The organism is Leifsonia sp. 115AMFTsu3.1 (genome assembly GCF_004362795.1).
Classification (GTDB): Bacteria; Actinomycetota; Actinomycetes; order Actinomycetales; family Microbacteriaceae; genus Leifsonia.
On sequence record NZ_SNYB01000001.1, the window covers coordinates 2218862 to 2237405 of the forward strand.

At 70.4% G+C, this 18544-nt stretch carries 17 protein-coding genes; 7 read left to right on the forward strand and 10 right to left on the reverse strand.

Annotated features, from left to right (window positions below):
* The first annotated feature begins 6 nt into the window (after window positions 1-6).
* The 5 genes from AXZ95_RS10730 to AXZ95_RS10750 all read left to right on the forward strand — a co-directional run bounded on the left by AXZ95_RS10730 (window position 7) and on the right by AXZ95_RS10750 (window position 7032).
* Window positions 7-591 carry a hypothetical protein gene (locus tag AXZ95_RS10730; protein WP_018191043.1) on the forward strand — a complete coding sequence of 195 codons (585 nt, stop codon included), beginning with the start codon at window positions 7-9 and terminating at the stop codon, window positions 589-591.
* Window positions 588-2489, forward strand: a complete 1902-nt coding sequence (locus tag AXZ95_RS10735) for an acyltransferase family protein (RefSeq protein WP_018191044.1) — start codon at window positions 588-590, stop codon at window positions 2487-2489. The genes AXZ95_RS10730 and AXZ95_RS10735 overlap by 4 nt, the downstream gene beginning before the upstream one ends.
* A gap of 243 nt (window positions 2490-2732) precedes the next feature.
* Window positions 2733-3860 carry a UDP-N-acetylglucosamine 2-epimerase (non-hydrolyzing) gene (gene wecB, locus AXZ95_RS10740; RefSeq protein ID WP_018191045.1) on the forward strand — a complete coding sequence of 376 codons (1128 nt, stop codon included), beginning with the start codon at window positions 2733-2735 and terminating at the stop codon, window positions 3858-3860.
* Window positions 3861-3950: 90 nt separating this feature from the next.
* Complete coding sequence (locus tag AXZ95_RS10745; RefSeq protein ID WP_018191046.1) at window positions 3951-6626, forward strand: LuxR C-terminal-related transcriptional regulator; 2676 nt, start codon at window positions 3951-3953, stop codon at window positions 6624-6626.
* A 61-nt stretch (window positions 6627-6687) separates the two neighbouring features.
* Window positions 6688-7032: a metalloregulator ArsR/SmtB family transcription factor gene (locus AXZ95_RS10750; RefSeq protein ID WP_018191047.1), complete on the forward strand. Its 345-nt coding sequence runs from the start codon at window positions 6688-6690 to the stop codon at window positions 7030-7032.
* Between the two features lie 6 nt (window positions 7033-7038).
* Here AXZ95_RS10750 and AXZ95_RS10755 read toward each other — a convergent pair whose 3' ends face one another.
* The 5 genes from AXZ95_RS10755 to AXZ95_RS10775 all read right to left on the reverse strand — a co-directional run bounded on the left by AXZ95_RS10755 (window position 7039) and on the right by AXZ95_RS10775 (window position 13317).
* On the reverse strand, window positions 7039-7680 hold the full coding sequence (locus AXZ95_RS10755; RefSeq protein WP_051087280.1) for a GNAT family N-acetyltransferase: 642 nt from the start codon (window positions 7678-7680) through the stop codon (window positions 7039-7041).
* A 191-nt stretch (window positions 7681-7871) separates the two neighbouring features.
* Entirely contained in the window at window positions 7872-8645 is a 774-nt protein-coding gene (locus AXZ95_RS10760; RefSeq protein WP_018191048.1) for a DUF4386 domain-containing protein, read from the reverse strand.
* 118 nt (window positions 8646-8763) lie between these two features.
* Window positions 8764-10236 carry a cardiolipin synthase gene (gene cls, locus AXZ95_RS10765; protein WP_018191049.1) on the reverse strand — a complete coding sequence of 491 codons (1473 nt, stop codon included), beginning with the start codon at window positions 10234-10236 and terminating at the stop codon, window positions 8764-8766.
* A gap of 84 nt (window positions 10237-10320) precedes the next feature.
* Window positions 10321-12663, reverse strand: coding sequence for a hypothetical protein (locus tag AXZ95_RS10770; RefSeq protein ID WP_018191050.1), 2343 nt, complete (start codon window positions 12661-12663; stop codon window positions 10321-10323).
* A gap of 45 nt (window positions 12664-12708) precedes the next feature.
* The gene (locus tag AXZ95_RS10775) at window positions 12709-13317 is read right to left on the reverse strand and encodes a dihydrofolate reductase family protein (protein WP_018191051.1); all 609 of its coding nucleotides are present in this window, start codon (window positions 13315-13317) and stop codon (window positions 12709-12711) included.
* A gap of 148 nt (window positions 13318-13465) precedes the next feature.
* On the opposite strand from AXZ95_RS10775, the gene AXZ95_RS10780 reads away from it, so the two are divergent.
* A complete protein-coding gene (locus tag AXZ95_RS10780; RefSeq protein WP_018191052.1) occupies window positions 13466-14080 on the forward strand; it encodes an N-acyl homoserine lactonase family protein in 615 nt (204 codons plus the stop codon).
* Between the two features lie 59 nt (window positions 14081-14139).
* On the opposite strand, the gene AXZ95_RS10785 is transcribed toward AXZ95_RS10780, so the two are convergent.
* The 4 genes from AXZ95_RS10785 to AXZ95_RS10800 are packed head-to-tail and all read right to left on the reverse strand — an operon-like array spanning window position 14140 to window position 17100.
* On the reverse strand, window positions 14140-15075 hold the full coding sequence (locus tag AXZ95_RS10785) for a trypsin-like peptidase domain-containing protein (RefSeq protein WP_018191053.1): 936 nt from the start codon (window positions 15073-15075) through the stop codon (window positions 14140-14142).
* 53 nt (window positions 15076-15128) lie between these two features.
* Window positions 15129-16049: an arginase family protein gene (locus tag AXZ95_RS10790; RefSeq protein WP_081626608.1), complete on the reverse strand. Its 921-nt coding sequence runs from the start codon at window positions 16047-16049 to the stop codon at window positions 15129-15131.
* A gap of 35 nt (window positions 16050-16084) precedes the next feature.
* Window positions 16085-16672: a TetR/AcrR family transcriptional regulator gene (locus tag AXZ95_RS10795; RefSeq protein WP_081626603.1), complete on the reverse strand. Its 588-nt coding sequence runs from the start codon at window positions 16670-16672 to the stop codon at window positions 16085-16087.
* 17 nt (window positions 16673-16689) lie between these two features.
* Window positions 16690-17100, reverse strand: a complete 411-nt coding sequence (locus tag AXZ95_RS10800; protein ID WP_018191057.1) for a VOC family protein — start codon at window positions 17098-17100, stop codon at window positions 16690-16692.
* A 209-nt stretch (window positions 17101-17309) separates the two neighbouring features.
* Here AXZ95_RS10800 and AXZ95_RS10805 point away from each other — a divergent pair, with 209 nt between their 5' ends.
* On the forward strand, window positions 17310-17651 hold the full coding sequence (locus AXZ95_RS10805) for an EthD family reductase (protein ID WP_018191058.1): 342 nt from the start codon (window positions 17310-17312) through the stop codon (window positions 17649-17651).
* Window positions 17652-17714: 63 nt separating this feature from the next.
* Here AXZ95_RS10805 and AXZ95_RS10810 read toward each other — a convergent pair whose 3' ends face one another.
* Complete coding sequence (locus AXZ95_RS10810; RefSeq protein WP_018191059.1) at window positions 17715-18491, reverse strand: SDR family oxidoreductase; 777 nt, start codon at window positions 18489-18491, stop codon at window positions 17715-17717.
* Window positions 18492-18544 lie beyond the last annotated feature (53 nt).

Sequence of the window (18544 nt, forward strand, 5' to 3'; positions counted from 1 at the left end):
CGAACAATGAAGAGCATCCGCATCGGACTCGCCGCCGCCGGGATCGGGGTCGTCCTCGCCACCTCCGGCGCCGGCCTCGCCTCCGCCGAGGAAGCCGCCCCGAAGAGCGAGCACGCGGTCGTCGCGATCACCGCTCCCGTCGACTTCACCCGGGCCGACTCGAAGAACCCCGAGTTCCGCGGGACGGGCGCGCCCGGCGCTTCCGTCGTCGTCGGCGACCCTGCCGGAACCGTGCTGTGCGCGGCCAAGGTCACCGCCTCCGGCTGGTCGTGCACCTCGGTCGTCGACATGGGCGACGGCTCCACCTCCGTCACCGCGACGCAGAACGCGTGGGGCGAGATCACCAGCGACGTCGCGACGTTCGAGGTCGCCCACCAGGAGAAGCCGCTGTTCGAGAACTGGATGATCCTCGGGGCCGCCAGCGTGCTCCTCGTCATCGTCAGCGGCATCAGCCTGACCGTCGCGCGAGCGCGCAAGCGTCGTCGCGAAGCCACGGAGGGGGTAGCACAGAAGACCGCGGCCGGCACCGCCGCGCCGACCCGCGACCCGAAGGGCGCCGAGGCCTCCGCCGACCGCGTCCTGAGCCGGTGAGGGGCCGTAGCACCCTCGCGTCCGCCCTCCTCGCTCCCCGAGGGGGCGACGCGGGGCGATCCGGATTCCGCCACTACGCGGCGATCGACGGGCTGCGCGCGGTCGCCGTCCTGTCGATCGTCGTCTACCACACCGGCTTCTACACGAACGGGCTGTTCGGCGTCGACGTGTTCTTCGTCCTCTCGGGCGTCTTCGTCACCCTGATGCTGACGCGGGAGTACTTCCGCGGCGAGGTGCGCGTCGGCCGCTTCTACGCCCGGCGGGTGAAGCGGCTGCTGCCGGGGCTCGTCGTCACGCTCGCCATCACGGCCGTCCTGGTGTGGATGCTCGGCTCACCCGCCGAGCGTGCCGACTTCCTCCCGCACGCGCTCGCGTCCCTGGCGAACATCGCCAACTGGGAGCAGATCCTCAACGGCGACGCCTACTGGGAAGCGGTCGCGCCCGGGCCGCTCAGCCACATGTGGTCGCTCTCGGTCACAGAGCAGTTCTACCTGATCTGGCCGCCGATCCTGCTGCTCATCCTGTTCGTCCACCGGCGCGGCCGTCCGCTGACGGTCGCCACCCGGCCCACGCGGGTCGCCATCGCGGCCTGGGTGAGCACGGGGCTGTTCCTGCAGCTGTCGATCTGGACCGCGTACGTTTTCTCCACCTCCGGTGCGGATCGCGCGTACCTCGGCACGGACACGCACGCCCTCAGCCTGGCCGCCGGGGTGACCACTGGCCTGATCATCGCGGTCCGCGAGCGGCGGCCGTTCGCCCGGACCGAGCGCGGGCGCCGCGTCCTGGTGCGCTCGATCGTCGGTGTCGTCGCAGCCTTCCTCATCGTCCAGCTGAGCATCGCGGCCGAGACCTACCACGCGTCGTGGCTGTACTACGGCGGCCTCGCGGCCGTCGCGGTGCTCGCCGGGGTGCTGGTGTGGAGCCTGACCGGCCCGAGCGTCCTCACCGCGTTCCTCAGCTGGACCGTCCTCGTCACGCTCGGGCGTGCGTCCTACTCGATCTTCCTCGTCCACCTGCCGCTGATCTGGCTGGTCAGCACGCTGAGCCCGGGCACCCCGCCGCTCGGGCTGCTCACCAGCGTGCTGCCGCTCAGCGTGCTGTGCGGACTGGCGCTCCACTTCGCGGTCGCCGAGCCGCTGCGCCGCTCTCGGTGGCGCAAGCCCGGCAGCCTGCTCGCCGCGACGGCGGTGACGCTGTGCGCCACCCTGATCGCGGTCGCGGGGACGCCGCCCGCACAGACGACAGCGGGCGGGGGAGTGCGCGTGCTCACCCTCGGCGACTCGCTCGGCGCCGACTTCGCCTCCGCGCTCGCGCTGGAGGAGGCGGGCGTCCGCACCTCGATCGTCGACCGGAGTGTCGGCGGATGCGGGATCTTCTCGCCCGAGCAGACCCGCACCCCGGAGGAGCCGGAGCTCGCGGTTCCGCGCGACTGCCTGCCCTGGGAGCAGCGCTACCGCGACGCGCTCGCGGAGGCCCATCCTGATGTCGTGCTGATCACGCTCGGCTGGGACGCGGTCGGCCAGAAGCTCGACGGAAAGTGGACCGACCTGGCCCAGCCGGCGGCGCGCTCCCACTACCGGGCGCAGCTCGAGACCCTGCGCACGATCGTCGCCGCAGCGGGCGTTCCCGTGCTGCTCACCAACTCCCGGCCCGACTCGCCCGTCACCGAGCCGGACGCGGCCGCCGCACACGACGCCCTGATCGCCGAGTTCGTCGCCGCCACCCCCGAGGTCACCCTGCTCGACCTGAAGGGCAAGGTCTGCCCGAACGGACGCTGCACCACTTCCACGGCCGCCGGCGACCCGCTGTATGTGGACGGCGTCCACTTCAGCGACGCGGGCCTGCGCGACATCGCGCCGTGGCTCGGCTCGGCGGTGGCGTACGCCGACCGCCGCTGACCGGCATCAAGCGGCAGCCCCTGCCACTCACGACTGCTCACCGCATCCACCACTCAGCGCCGCCCCACTCACCGCCGCCCCACTCACCGCCGCACCACTCACCGCCGCCGCACTCACCACCCCGGCCGACTACTCAGCCGCGCCGCCTGGGCCGCGCACCCACTACCCAATGCCCGCCGATCCCGCTCTCAGCGCCCGGATCGCGGGCAACGCTGAACCCGCCCCTGTTGAAAGGAACCCTCCATGAGAACACCCGCCCGGACCGGAATCGCGGTCGTGCTCGGCACGCGACCGGAGATGGTGAAGCTGGCCGGCATCATCGCCGAGCTGGGGGAGCAGGCCCGCGTCTTCCACACCGGACAGCACTACGACCCGGCGCTCTCCGGCGACGTGTGGTCATCGCTCGGCCTGCCCGAGCCCGAGGCCGTGCTGGATGTCGGCGGCGCCACCCGTGCCGTCCAGGTCGCGTCGGCCCTGCACCAGCTGGATGTGCACTTCGCCGAGCGGCCGCCGCGCGCGGTCGTCGTCCAGGGCGACACCAATGCGACCCTCGCCGGTGCCCTCGCGGCGAACGCGCACGACATCCCGCTCATCCACGTGGAGGCCGGCCTCCGCAGCTTCGACCGGGCCATGCCCGAGGAGCACAACCGCGTGATGGTCGACCACCTCTCCGACCTGCTCTGCGCACCGACCTCCACCAACGTGGCGAACCTCCGCGCCGAGAACGTCGCGGCGGGCCGCGTGCTGCTCACCGGCAACACCGTGGTCGAGGCGGTGGATGCGCAGCGCCTCGACGACCGCGCCGCCTCCGCTGTGCTCGACGCGCACGGGCTGACGCCGAACCGGTATGTGCTCGCCACCTTCCACCGGCCGGAGAACACCGACCCGCTGGAGGTGCTCACCACGATCCTGGAGGAGCTCGCGAAGATCGACGCCGAGGTCGTCGCGCCGCTGCATCCCCGCACCCGCTCCCGGATCGAGAAGGCGGGGCTGTCGCACCTGCTCGGACCGCTGACGGTCATCGACCCGGTTCCGCCCGCGGAGTTCCTGGCGCTCGCGGGCAACGCGGCCGTGCTGGTGTCCGACTCCGGCGGAGTGCAGGAGGAGTGCAGCGTACTGAAGCGGCCGCTCCTCGTCGTGCGGGCCTCCACCGAGCGCCCCGAGGTCATCGGCACGTTCGCCGAGCGGACCAACCCCGGACCGGAGATCTCGCTCATCGTCAACGAATGGCTGGACGGGCTGGCCGCGAAGCACGCCGAGCTGGCCCGCACGCCGAGCCCATACGGCGACGGTTCGGCGTCGGCCCGGATCGCCACGGCCATCCACTCGCTGCTCGCCCGTCAGGCTGAACAAACTCTGAGCGTTCGCTGAGTCGCCGTAATGCCAGCATTTTGACCTCGTCCTCCTGAGTAGGCGGACTGATCCCAGCTCCGCCGTCCGGGGAGATTAGGGGAGCGACAGATGCGGGTGGCAACGCAGCAGGAACGTGAGTGGGCCGACGTGGTGGGCGCGGGGCAGAGCGCCTCGAGCAACCCCGCGATCATCGCGACGCGGGATTGGGTCTCGCACGGTCAGGACGTGCTCATCCTCGGCGACGACGGAGCGGGCAAGACGCACCTCGCGCAGCAGCTGCGCGAGCTCTTCCTCGACCGTGGGACCAACGTCCTCATGCTGTCGGGTTCGCGTTCGAGCCGCGACACCGCTCTCGCGCCGTTCCTGTTCCACGACCTCGTCGCGCTCGACCAGCCGAAGCATCGCTGGGTGCCCGCGGAGATCGTGCGCCTCCTGACGCCCGAACTGCAGGGCCGCAGCAACGTCATCCTCATCGACGGCATCGACCTCCTCGACCAGGAGTCCGTGCTCGTCGTCGAACGCCTGCTGGAGACCACGGGCAGCCGACTGGTCGGCACCGCCGGGCTCGACCTGCCGCTCGACCAGAGTGGCAGGGGGAGCGCGGACGACGACGCCGCTCGACCCGTGCGGCACCTGATCGGCCAGCGGTCTCCCGCGCAGGTCCGCATCGCCCCGCTCGGGTACTGGGGGATCTCGTCGCTGCTCACCTGGCGCCTGTCCGGCACCCCGGACTCCGCGCTGATCACCGCGATCACGACCCACTCGGGAGGCAACCCGCGCGTCGCGACCGCGCTCGTCGACGGCGGACGCTGGGCGGGCGCGATCGACCTGGTCGACGGAGTGTGGACGCAGACCGGTCCGCTGGACGGCATCCCGCTCGACGCGGTCGCCAACGCATTGACCTCCCGGCTCGGATCCGACGAGGTGGATGCGCTCGAAGCGCTCGCCTGGGCCGGATCGATCGCGTCCGACGACGCCGAGCGCCTGGTCGGCACGGCGCCGCTCCACCGGCTCTCCGAACGCGGACGGCTCGCCCTCCACCGCGGAACGGACGGACAGCTGGTGAGCGTTTCGCCCCCGGCCCTCGGCCGCGCGCTCCGGGCACGGACATCCGACTTCCGCCGCGCCGAGCTGACCGACCGGCAGCGTTCGGTGCTGGGCGCCGCATCCACACCGCCGTTGCCGGCTCCCGACAGCGCGACCGACCGCCTGTACGTGAGCGACCGGGCGCAGGTCGACGACTACTGGCGCTGGGCGACCGACCTCGCCTCGCACGTCGAGCAGCGGGTCGCAGGCGAGCAGGCGGAGGCACGGACGCGATGGATGGCCGACCCCGGCATGGGGAACGCGATCGTCTACCTGCACACCCTGCTCAGCCGGCCCGACACGGACGCCTTCGCGGAGGTGTTCGCGGACACGGTGCTGCGCGACGACGACGCGGAAGCGGCACGCGCCGAGTTCTGTCTGCTCCAGCTCCAGTGGCTGATCTGGTCGGGCGCGACGGACCGCGATATCGCCGCCTTCCTCGCGCGGTGCGAGGCGCTGGTGGGCGCCCACCACATCCTGCTGTGCACGTACTGGTCGGTCGTGCGCGCGCCGGCGGAGGGCGCGACGCTCTCCGCCGACCTGCTCGACGCCTGCCTGACGGACCAGCCGAGTGGATTCGCGCGTGCCTGGGCCGCGAACCTGCACTGCTGGCTGCTGCTCGAGCTCGGGCGCCCCGCCCGCGTGCTCGAACTCCTCGACGGCCTGCCCGATTCGCGCCACCTCCGGCACGCGAACCGCTACCTGGACGCCCAGCGGGCGGACGCACTGCTCATGCTGAACCGCGTCGACGAGGCCGAGCAGCTCTCGCGGCAGCGGCTGGAACAGGCGTACGCCGAATTGGATGCGGTGGGCATCCGCATCCACTCGGTCGGCCTCGCCGAAGCGCTGTACCTGAAGGGCGACCTCGCGGCGACGTGGCGGACGATCTCCCTGGTGCTGCGCCAGGGGACGCCGGGGCCGGACAACCGGACCTACCCACGGCTGGTCGCGCTGGGCGCGGTCGTGCAGGCGCAGAGCGGCAACACCGAGCTGGCCGAGGTGCTCCAGAGGGAGCTGGATGCGCTCGACGACGGCCACCGCCCGCTGTTCGGTGTGCAGGCCGAATGGGGTCGGGCGCACCTCGCGTCGGCGGAGGGCGACCCAGACGAGGCGGATGAACTGCTGTGGCGGGCGGGGGAGGCCGACCTCGAGAAGGGCTACGTGGCCGCCGCACTCCGCCGGTTCAACGCGATCAGTGCGCCGCTCAGCGACCAGCGCGCACAGCGGTTCGCCCACGTCGCGAGCTCCAGCGAGGCCGCGCTCTTCGACAGTCGGGCGCGCCTCCACACCGCCCTCGCCGCCGGCGACCCGGACGCGGTCGCCGCCGCGCTGCGGACCGCGCCGCCCGGGAACGACCTCCGACTGACCGCCACTGCTCTGCACCTCATCGATCGGACGCGGGATGCGGTCGGCAAGGCGCCGCTGAGCGCCTCGGACCGGAGCATCCTGGTGGGGGAGCGGGTCGCCGCGTCGCTGACCGCCAACCCGAGTGGGCGCCTCGACGGCGAGGGCGGGCTGAGCGACCGGGAGCGCGAAGTCGCCCTGCTGGCCCGGTCGGGACTGACGAACCGGGAGATCTCCACCCGCCTCTACCTGAGCGTGCGAACGGTCGAGAACCACGTCTACCGCGCCCTGCGGAAGCTGGGCCTCGGCAGCCGAAGCGACCTGCGCGACCAGTGGAACCCGGAGGCGGTCTGAGACCACCGGCAGTGGCAGTTCAGGATTTCTTTAATTCAGCAGCCGCTGTATTGTCTTTCGCATGACCACCGCCACTGCGACCGCCAGCATCACCCACACCGCGGCGCTCGCGCGTTTCGGGCACGCCCTGTCGGATCCGACCCGCGTCGGGGTGCTGCTCGCACTGCGCGAGGCGCCCGCGTATCCGTCGGACCTTGCCGATGCGCTGGGCGTCTCCCGGCAGGTCATGTCGAACCAGCTGGCGTGCCTGCGCGGTTGCGGCCTCGTCGAGGCGGTGCCGGACGGGCGGCGCACCTGGTACCGCCTGGCGGACGGTCACCTGGCGCCGGCGCTGGACGAACTCCTCCGCGTCGTGCTGTATGTCGAGCCGGGATGCTGCGGGGGAGAGGCCTGCGACTGCGCCTGACCCGCTCTATCGTTCTTCGCAGCGCTGAGCGTTCTGCACCAGGGTCAGCCCAGCGCTGACCGCCGTCAGCACGAACGTCCTCCGCCGTCCGGTGTCCTGCGCGGCGAGGAACCCGAGTCGCACGGCGAGCGCTGCGGATGTCGCGTTCGTGCTGTCGATCACCGCCGTCACGAGCGCGGCCTCCAGGTCGCGGAAGGCGAACTCCAGCATCGCCCTCGCCGCCTCCGTCGCATACCCGTGCCCGCAGGCGCTGGTCAGCTGCAGCCAGCCGATCTCGGCGGTCCGGGTCTCCGCCGCGGTCGTGCGCAGGTGCAGGGACACGTCCCCGATCACGTGGCCGTCCCGCTCGACGGCGAGCACGAGGAGGTCGCCGGGAGCGGAGAGCGCCCTGTGGCGCGTGCGATCCCGCAGGTGCCGGAGGGTCTCCCTCTCGGTGCGGGGCGGCCAGCCGAGTCCGCACCGGATCCTCTCGTCCCCTTCGATGCGCATCCAGTCGGCGTCGTCCGTCAGCCGATAAGGGCGGAGCAGGAGGCGCCGGGTGCGCAGCTCGCGCGCGACGACCGGCGTGCGGAGGGCGGGAGGCTCGCGCAGCGCGCGGAGGGACGCCAGCAGCCGTCCACCCGACGGATCGTGCGACAGGGCGATCATCGGCCGCCTCCTCTCGGATGCGACGCTACGGCGCGAGTCGATGACGCGGCTGCAAGACCCCGGCCGCAGTCTGAGAGCGCCGCAAGCGGCTCATAGCGTGGTCGCAGGCGGGCGCATCCTCAAGGATCCGAGGGTGTCCGATCCGACGGCCTGCTGATGCCAGCGGGAGCGCCGGGCCGCCGACTGACCGCTCAGACCGCCGCGACCTGCCTGCTCGTGTCGAACTCGGCGGTCACCGGCCGCGGTGTGAAGCCCTTCACGATCAGCCAGACGCCCAGCGACAGCTCGAACACGGCGACGGGCAGCGCCGCGAGGACGGCGAGCGGAGCCACCGAGGAGTAGGCGCCGAAGAACACCGCGATGTCGGACACGAGGAGCAGCGGTGCACCGACGAAAGCGACGATCGGGAAGAAGCGGGGGACGATCGCGGACCGGAAGAGCAGGTAGCCGATGAACAGGTCGCACGCGACGGGCATCAGGCTCTGCGAGAGCAGGAACGTCCAGGTGTAGTTCGCGAGCAGGCCGTGGCCCATCGTCGTCAGCGCGGGAGTCATCCCGGGGGTGCCGGCCAGGTCTGCGCGCAATGTCATCATCGTGAGCAGGTTGACGACGCTGACGAAGATCAGGCAGGTCTCCACGAGCCGGGCGGCGACGAAGCCCAGGGCGGCGGTCGGGCTGATCCGACGGGCGAGGGGGTACAGCACGATGGCGGTTCCGATGCCAGCCACTCCGACGATGACCTCGGAGAACGCACCCCACTGCGCGGCGGTCGTGCTGCCTGCACCCAGGATGAACCCGCCGACGTTGTTCTTGATGGGCGCATACAGCCCCAGCGTGGGGATGGACACGAACGTGATCACGTACAGGATCCCGACGGTCAGGGAGATCCGTCTCGACGATGACATGCGGTGCCGCAAGGGCGGAGCCCCCGTCGTCGGAGGCGTGATGTCGGTGTGTGCGGCCATGGTGTGCTCCTTCGAAAGCCGATGGAGCGCGGCGGATGCCGAGGGCCATGTGCGCAGGCTACGCCGGGCGCACGGTTGTCAAGCGACTCGTTTCTCCCTGCGCCGGGACATCACCCACTTACTGCAGCGCGGAGGTGAGCCGGGCGACCCCGTCGAGGAAGGTGGCCGACTTCGGCTCCCGCTTCCACTCCTCGAGCGTCAGCTGCCTGCCCGCATCGCGATAGCCCTGCTCGACCGCGCGCATCTGATCGACGAACGAGCGGCCGTGCACGAGCAGGGTCACCTCCGAGTTCAGCGCGAACGAACGGATGTCCATGTTGCTCGACCCGATCACGGCGACGTCGTCGTCGATCGAGAGGTGTTTCGAGTGCAGGATGTACGGCGCCGGGTACAGCCAGATCTGCACGCCCGCGCGCAGCAGCGGCTCGTAGTACGACCGTTGTGCGTGCCAGACAGCGCCCTGGTCGCCGACCTCGGAGACGAAGAGCTGCACCTCCAGACCCCGCTGACAGGCCGTCGTGATGGCGTACATCATCGCCTCGTCCGGCACGAAGTACGGGCTCGTGATGATGACCTTCCGCTGCGCCGACGTGACCAGGGTCAGGAACTGGCGCAGGTTGTTCTCCTCGCCGTATCCCGGTCCGCTCGGAACCACCTGGCAGACGAGCGCGTCGGGGGACGGGTCGGCGGGCACATCCACGGCCCTCACCTGTGCGTCGGCGCCCAGCAGTTCGCCCGTCTCGAGGTACCAGTCGGAGAGGAACACGGCGTTGGTCTCGGCGACGACCGGGCCGGTGATCCGCGTCATCAGCTCCTGCCATTGCAGCCCGCGCTTCAGGTTCTTTGGGGTGTTGTAGCTGCGGTCGATGAGGTTCTGCGACCCCATGTGGGCCACGAGGCCGTCGACGACGACGAGCTTGCGATGATTGCGCAGATCCGGACGCTGGTACTCGCCGGAGAACGGGCGGACCGGGAGCATCCAGCTCCACTTCACGCCGATCCGGTCGAGTTCGGCGAACGTCTTGTCGCTGTCGACCGCGCGGCGGGAGGCGACGTAGTCGGCGAGGAGACGGACTGTCACGCCCCGCTGCACCGCGCGCTCCATCGCCGCGAAGAACGGCTTCGTGGTCGCATCCCACGACACGATGAAGAACTCGACGTGCACGAAACGGGTTGCGGTCTCGATGTCCGCTGTCATCGCGTCGATCGACGCGCGGTAGTCCCCGATCAGCGTGGCTGCGTTACCGCCCACCGCGGGGAGGGCGCCGAGCTCATGGTTCTGCCGCACGAGCGACGCGAACCAGTCCGGCCAGGAGCCGCGCCCGTCGACGAGTTCGATGCCCTGCGCTCGGTCCGTGATGATGCGGTTCAGCTCATCCTGCTTTTCCCGTCGCTTCTTCGGCAGACGCGGATTGCCGATGAGCAGGAACAGCAGGATGCCGATGAACGGGATGAGGAAGATCGCCAGAAGCCACGCCATGGCAGCAGTCGGCTTGCGGTCGCGCGGCACGATGATGAGGGCCGCGATACGGATGGCGAGGTCGGCGAGGATCAGGATGCCGCCGAGCAACGAGAGCTGATCACCGTTCATGCGGCCGCCTTCCTGATCCGTGCCGGCGCAGCGGCCGGGCGGATGGTCGTCCGAAGTATCGCAGCGGGGGAGCGGGGCGGGAAGTCAGTAGTCGGACGGGTCGAGGATGACGAGTTCGCCGGTCGTCCGGGTCATGGCCACGTAGCGGTCGACCGCCGACTCGATGTCGCCCGCGCGATCGAGCGCGGCACCGTCCTGACGTGTGCCGGGCGCCGCGAGGAGCACGAGGTCGAACTCGAGTCCCTTGGCCTCGACGGCGCTGAGCGAGCGGACGCGCGGCATGCCCGTGAAAGCATCGTCGCCGATGACGCAGGCGGTGCCCTCGGCATGGGCGTCGAGCCAGTCGCGGAGGATGCGGTCGCGGTCGGAAGCCTGAGCATGCCGCACCGGGATGCCGTTGTCCCGGATCGACGTCGGCACGTTGGCGTCGGGCAGGACGGCGCGGATCACGGGCGCGGCCTGCTCCATGACGGCGACCGGTGTCCGGTAGTTGACGGACAGCGTCGCCACCGTCGCACCCGGCAGCCCGACGTCGGCGAGCCGCTCGATCCAACTCTCCGGGAAACCGTGCCGGGCTTGCGCGCGATCGCCGACGACCGTCAGACTGTGCGACGGAACGCGGCGGATGACCATCGCCCACTCGGCCGGCGTCAGCTCCTGCGCCTCGTCCACGATGATGTGGGCGAACGGGCCGGCGGGCTGCTCGGTGAAGGACGCGGCCGGGCCGGTGTACGTGTCAAGCGCTGCACGGAGGTCCTGCCCTCGCAGCATCGACATCGTCTTGAGGTCGGAGTCGTCTGTCGCGATGAGGTCGTGGATGACATCGTCCATCACGGCCTTATCGGCGGCCGCTCGCGCCGCTTCCGCGCGGCGGCGGCGATCCCGCTCGGGGTCTCCCGCGCGCTGCAGAGCCGCATCGAGCAACGGGAGGTCGGACAGCGTCCACGGGTCGGACGGCGCTCTCTGGAGCAGCGCGGCTTGATCGGTGGTCAGCCACGGCGCGCAGCGAAGCAGCAAAGCGGGGGAGCTCCACAGCCTGCGGACGATCGCGGCCGGGTCGAGGAGCGGCCAGACCGTGTCGAACACCGCCGGCAGGTCAGTATCGTCGGTCAGCGTGCGCCGGATCGCGTCGGCGTCCGTCCTTCCACCGGCCAGCCCATAGGCGTCGAACTCCTCCTCGTCGTCGAACCCCCAGCGTGGGGCGTCGTCGTCACGAGAGGACGCTGCGTCATCCCAGTCCCCGTCATCCCATCCCGCGTCGCCCCACCCTTCGCCGCTCCACCGGCCGTGACGCACTGCGTCGGTCTCGCCGTTCCGCGTCGAGACGATATCGACCAGGATGTCGAGCAGCGCCTCCCGGATCTCCGCCCGAGCGTCGTTGTGCGGTGTGGCCGGGTCTGCCGCGGCGAGCGCCTCGGCCCACTCCCTCTGGCCGATGCGGAGCTCGCCCCAGGGGGTGTCGAGCACGGTCGGACGCGACGGCGGGCGCTCGGAGAGCCGGACCGCGGCTTCGACGGCCCCGGGCATCCGGCCGTCGCCCTTGAGCAGCGCGACACGGCGGTCCGGCTCGGGCACGGCTTCTCCACCCTGCGGCACGAGGTCGGTGAGGGTGCAGGTGCGCACGCCCTCCTCGCCGAGGCCCGGCAGGATGTCGGCGACGTAGTCGGTGTAGGCGTGGGACGGTCCGACGAAGAGCACGCCGCCGTGCCCGGTCTGCAGCCGCGGGTCGGAGTACAGGAGGTAGGCGGCGCGGTGCAGCGCCACCACCGTCTTCCCCGTGCCCGGTCCGCCGTCGACCACGAGGGCGCCCTGGCCGTCGGCGCGGATGATCGCATCCTGGTCCGCTTGGATGGTGCCCAGCACATCCCGCATCCGCGGAGTCCGGCTCGCGCCGAGGCTGGCGATGAACGCGGACTGGTCGTCGAGCGCGGCCGGGGAGGAGGCGGCCGCCTCGGTGAAGGCCTCGTCCCAGTAGTCCGTCACGCGGCGGTCGGTCCAGCGATAGCGGCGCCGGGAGGTGAGCCCCATCGGATGCGCGAGCGTGGCGCCGAAGAACGGCTCGGCCGCCGGGGTGCGCCAGTCGACCAGCAACCGGTCGCCGTCGGCGTCCGCCAACCCGGCGCGACCGATGTAGACCGTTCCCGCGCCGGTGACCACCCGCCCGATGCAGAGGTCGGCCCCGAACCGGCCCAGCAACCGTGCGCGCCGGTTCAGCCGGACGATCTCCACCTCCCGCTCGTACGCCTCCTGCCCGTTCCCGCCGGGTGTCGCCAGCAGCACCGCGAGGCGACCATCGACCTCCTCGCGCTCGGCCGCCAGGCGCGCCTCGATCCGGGCGAAGTGGCGCACGTCGTCGTCGATCAGCTCGGGCGCGGCCTTGGCGGGATGGGCGTCGAGGGCGAACGGGGTCGGGAGGGCAAGGGTCATCGCGGTCCAATCAGTGGAGAAACGGGGGAGGGAAGCGTCAGGGGATCAGCGCAGTACCCGGTAGGTGACGTGGATGACCGTGCTCGCCGCTCGCACGGAGACCTGTTCCAGGTTCAGCGGAGGCACCCCGTCGAACAGGCGGGCGCCGGCACCGAGAGTGAACGGGACGATGTGCAGCCGCAGCTCGTCGACCAGCCCAGCCGCGAGATACTGATTGATCGTGTCCGCGCCGCCCTGGATGGAGATCTCGCCGTCACCCGCGGCCTCCCGCGCCTGCGCCAATGCCGACTCGATGCCGTCGGTGACGAAGTGATAAGTGGTGCCACCCTCCATCCGCTGCGGCTCGCGCGCGTGGTGGGTGAGCACGAAGACGGGACCGTGGAAGGGTGGATCGTCGCCCCACCACCCGTTCCAGTCGCGATCCCATTCGCCGCGAACCGGCCCGAACATGTTCCGGCCCATGATGTGCGCGCGGGCGCCGGCCATCTGCTCGACCTCCGCCCGGTTCTCGTCGCCCTGGTCGAACATCCACGCGTGGAGCCGGTCACCCCATCCGTCTCCGCCGTCCTCACCGAAGGGGCGCTCCTCGGTCTGGTTGATGCCGGCGGCGTACCCGTCGGCGGTGATGGTCTGACTGGCGACGACGATGCTCACGGTGCTGTGCCCTTCTGCTGGAATCGGCCGAGAGAGCAGTCTGCCGGGGGAGGGGACTCTTGTGGCAAGCCCCCTGGCCTGATATATTCTGGAAATGCGAGGTGATATTCCTCGCATTTTTTGTGCCCATTGCCGGTACTGTGACCGCATGACAACGTCCGTCACCGTCACTCCTGTCCGCGTCGCGAGCCTTCTCGTGGGGGAGGACGAGCGGCTTCCGGTATTCGTCCACCTCATCGATCACCCCGACGGCCGCATCCTGGTCGACACCGGGCTCACCGCGCTGCATCCTGCTGTCGCCGACATGGACCCGCAGCTGGAGCCTCTGAGCGAGCACGCGGACGTCGACCTCGACAGCATCACCGCGGTCGTCAACACGCACCTGCACTTCGACCACTGCGGCGGCAACCACCTCTTCACGGGCCGCCCGATCTATGTGCAGCGGGCCGAACTCGACGACGCGCGCACCCAGGACGATTACACGATCCGGGAATGGGTGGATGCGCCCGGCGTCGAGTACACGCCGGTCGACGGAGAACTCGAGCTGCTGCCCGGCATCCGGTTGGTCCCGGCGCCCGGGCACACCCGCGGCTCGCAGATCGTGGTGGTGGAGACGGAGGAGCGGCCCATCGTCATCGCCGGCGACACCGCCGTGTGGTTCGGCGAACTCGACGCGCCGGAGACTGAGGGCCAGCGTCTCATCCGCTCGCTCGAGCCGCAGCAGGTGTGGCTCGCGCACGCTGCGGAGCCCTGGTCCGCGTAGCGTGCGAGTGAGCTCCTAGCCTCGGCAGCCCGGTGCCGCCAGACGCGACGAATCGACGATCACGCGTCGGCGAGCTCAGTGGGCTCGACGACCGCGTCGACGAGGGCGCCGTTGCGCCAGACGGTCAGCTCGAGGCGACGCCCGATGGTGCTCGCGATCATCAGGCGCTGCAGGTCTGCCACCGAGTGGATCGGCGTCCGGTCGAGGGAGATCAGCACGTCGCCGGGTCGGATACCCGCGAGGTCGGCCGGGCTGCTCGGCACGACGGTCATGACCTGGATGCCGGTCCGTGCGCCGGCCTTCCGCGCGACCGCATCCTGCAACGCGATCTCCGCACCGGCGATGCCCAGCCAGCCGCGGCGCACGCGTCCCTCGCGCATGAGGGTCTCCATGATGTGTCTGCTCGTGGCGTTCACGGGCACGGCGAGCCCCAGGCCGGTGCCCGCGACGGCGGTGTTCACACCGATCATGCGGGCAGAACTGTCGGCGAGCGCTCCGCCGCTGTTGCCGGGGTTGAGGGCGGCATCGGTCTGGATGACCTCGTCGACCACCCGGCCGGCCCGGGTCGGCAGTGAGCGACCGAGCGCCGACACGATCCCGGCTGTCACGCTTCCCGCCAGACCGAACGGGTTGCCGACAGCGACGACGAGCTGGCCCACCTGAAGCGCGGCGGCGTCGCCCAACTCCACCGGTGGCGGCGTGGGTTCGTCGGCCTTCAGGATCGCGAGGTCCGAGAGTGGGTCCCTGCCCACGACCCGCGCCCGCACGCGGGTTCCGTCCCCGAACGCCAGATCGACGCTCGTCGCGCTCTCCACGACGTGCGCGCTGGTCAGGAGGTGCCCATCGGCAGAGACGACCGTGGCACTTCCGAGGCCCACACCTCGGGCGGTGCGCGCGGTCACGGCGGCGACCGCCGGGCTCACGGCGGCGGCGACGCGCACGACCACAGTGGAGTACGCGTCCAGTGCATCGGCATCGGCATCGGCATTCGACATGCAACGAGTGTGCGCGCCCAGAACCTGCGCCCGGGGGAGCGTTCGCCAGCGGCTTACCGATCCCCGTTCCCGGGGCGCCTGCTGCGAGCGCCGAGCGATGAGAAGCCGGGCACCAGGACATCGACGAGGAGGCGGGCATAGTCTCCGTGCGGGTCGAGATCCGGGTCGAACACGGTCACAGAGGCGCCGACGGCATCCGGCGCGAGAGCTCGCAGAAGGTCGGTGAGCTGGGATGCGGTGATCCCGCCCTCGTCCGGGCTGTCGACCGCCGGCATGATCGACGGGTCGAACACATCCACGTCGACCTGCAGCCAGTAGTCCGGGCCCGCCGCGCGCCGCAACCGCTCGCTCACCGCCCCGACCCCTGAATCGGTGAGCGCCGCCGCGGGCACGACCTCGCCCAGCCGCTCGCGCGCTTCCGCAGCGTGCTCATCGTTCGCACGGTGACCGAAGTGAGCGGCGCGGCGGGGTTCGACGTAGGGGGAGAGGCCCCCGAGGTCGGCGAGTTCGCTGTAGTGCAGGCCGACGACTGCTGCGAGGTCTTCTCCCGCCAAGCTGGCGCACGCGTCGCTGTTGCCGGGGTGACGGAAGTCGGTGTGACCATCGATGTGGATCAGTCCCGCGCGTCCGCGCCGAGCGGTCGCCACCCCGGCGGCCAGGAGCACACTGCAGTCGCCGCCGAGCACGAGCGGAGTGCGCCCGGCGTCCCAGACGTCCTCGATCCGCTCCGCGAGACGCCCGGTGTGATCGACGAGCTGATCGTGATTCCGGATGCGGCCCGGTGCGCGCGTCGCGTCGTCGTCCACGTATCGGCCGGGCAGCACCACACCGCCGTCCCGCGCACCCGTCGAGGAGAGCCGGTCGTACATCCCGGCCTCGCGCAAGGCTTCCGGCGCCTTCGCCGCTCCGGGAACGCTTCCAGGCTGCGGGGGACGGAGTCCCAGGTTGGTGGGAGCAGAGACGATCGTGATCACCGCCACCACTTTACGAGTGCCCGACGGCAGCGGCGTCAGGACACATCGCTCGCTAAGTGCCGGGCGGCGACCTCCGCCACATCGAGTGCGGAGGAAAGGTCCGGGATCACGCCCTCGAGGTGGAACACGGCGAACCCGTGGGAGCTGGCCGCGACGTTACGGACGAGGTCCAGTGAGCGTTCGGCCTCAAGGCCGAGGGCCCGGGGCCTCTCCGTGAGTGTGTGGAGCAGTCTGTCGCCTGCCTCTTGGACATCCGGGTGGTCGTGTTTTCGGATCGACCCGCCGAAGGTGAGTTGAAACAGTGCGCTCTCGTCCGCAGCGAATTGGACGTACGCCCTGGCGAAGGCTGCGAGGGCGTCTGCGGGATCGGAGGCGGACTCCATCGCGGCGCCGAACCGTTGTTCCTGCATTCGGTAGCAGCGCAGAACGAGCGATGCCAGCAGATCCTCTCGATCGGCGTAATGACGGTAGGGCGCGGCCTTCGTGACACCGGCGCGACGACTGGCCTCGCTGAGGCTGAAACCGTTCGCTCCGCGCTCGGCAACCAGTTCGAGGGCGGCTTCCTCGAGCGCGTTGCGGAGGTCGCCGTGGTGGTGCCCGACGGGGCGAGGCGTGGCGGTCATGTCAGTGACCGTATCGCTTAGGGCCGAGCGGGTTGAATGAGTTCGAGCAGGTTGCCCTCGGGGTCGCGCACGTATGCGAAGCGCTGGCCCGGTCGGACAGCGTCGGCCGGAGGGCTGACGATGTCAGCGCCGGCAGAAAGCACCGCGTCGAATGTGGTCTGGAGATCGTCCACAGCGATGGCCCAGTGGAAATATCCCTGAGTTCCGGCTCCGTCGTACGGGTCGGCGAATCGCTGGGGGCTTGAGTCGACTCGCTCGATGAGCTCGAGCTTGAGCCCTTGCGGGGAGCGGATGATCGTCGACCGGACTCCGGCCTCGGGCATGGAGAATTCTTCCTCGACCTCGCTGAGGCCGAGGGCCGCCGCGTAGAAGGCTCTCTGCGCATCGAGGTCCGCTACGGAAAGACCGACGTGGTCGTGCTGGGTCATGAGACTCCTTGGTAAACGCAGTTGATCAGGTAAACCTCGTTAACCTAACTCGTGGACCCGGCCCGGTCAACGTGCGATACGCCGTCAGCGTGGTGCAACCGGCACCAGGATGACGTGTCGGAACGCTGCGAACATCAGTCAGGTGACCACAGCACCCCATGACAACTCATCCATCGCCGACGACCTCACCTCCCGGAAGGCGGACGCTCATGTCTGAGCCGCTGCGCTTGATCACCCTGATCCGAAAGCTGCCTACTGTCAGCACCGGGGAGTTCCGTCACTTCATGGAGCTCGAGTACGGACCCACGTACACGCGGATGCCGCAGGTGCAGTCGTATCGCCAGCATTACGTCGTCGATCAGTTCAACGACGGATCCGAGGACCCGATCGATGCGGTCGTCGAGATCACCTTCGATTCCGCCGAGGCGATGGCACAGGCCCTCGACACCGAGGCGTATCGACGCGCGCATCGGGCGCGGGAGAACTTCATGCGCCCGACCACGGTAGGGATCCACTCGGTCCGGGTGGAACGCACCGTGACGCCGTCATGACACCGACCCATCGGTGACAGGGCGGACTGCCCGGCAACGCTGCCGGGCGGGCCGCCCAACCCGTCAGGCCGCGGGGGCGGCTCCGCGGACGGCGACGCCGGTCCGCCCACCGTCGATGTCCAGGACCGATCCGTGGACGAAATCCGACTCGTCGCTTGCCAGGTACACGGCAGCAGCCGCGATCACGTCCGGACGGCCGCTCGCACCGACAGGCGTGCCCCACATGAGCGTCTCACCGCGCTCTCCGGGCTCGGGTTCCGTCTCCCGGATCACCCCGGGGGAGATGGCGTTCACGTTGACACCGGCGGGCCCGAACTCCGCGGCCCACGCGCGGGTCAGCGACTCGATCGCCCCCTTGGAGGAGGTGTAGAGCGCCGAGCCGGCGATACCCAGCCGCGCACCCCAGGAACCCATGTTGATGATTTTCCCCGTTCCGCGCTCGACCATCGCCGGGGCCAAGGCGGCAACGAGAAAGAACGGTGCCTTGACGTTGACGGCGTAGACCAGGTCGGCCGTCTCCTCGGTGATGGCGGGAGTGGGGCCGCCGGGGAAGACGCCCGCGTTGTTCACGAGGATGTCGACGCGGCCGCCGAGCGCCTCCCGCGCCTGGTCGGCGAGGAGCTCCGATGCACGCTTGGTCCCGTCGAGGTCGGCAGCGACGAAGCTGCCGCGCCCGCCCGCTGCGATGATGCGGTCGACCACCGCTTGGCCACGCTCGGCGGAACGCCCCGAAACGACGACGGTGGCTCCCTCCGCGGCGAATCGTTCGGCGATCGCGGCGCCGATGTTGCTTGTCGCACCCGTGACGAGGGCGGTCTTTCCCGTGAGGCGGTCTGTCATGTTCTCCCCTATGCGTAAACTGGACGCTACGTCCGATTAACAATATGGACGGC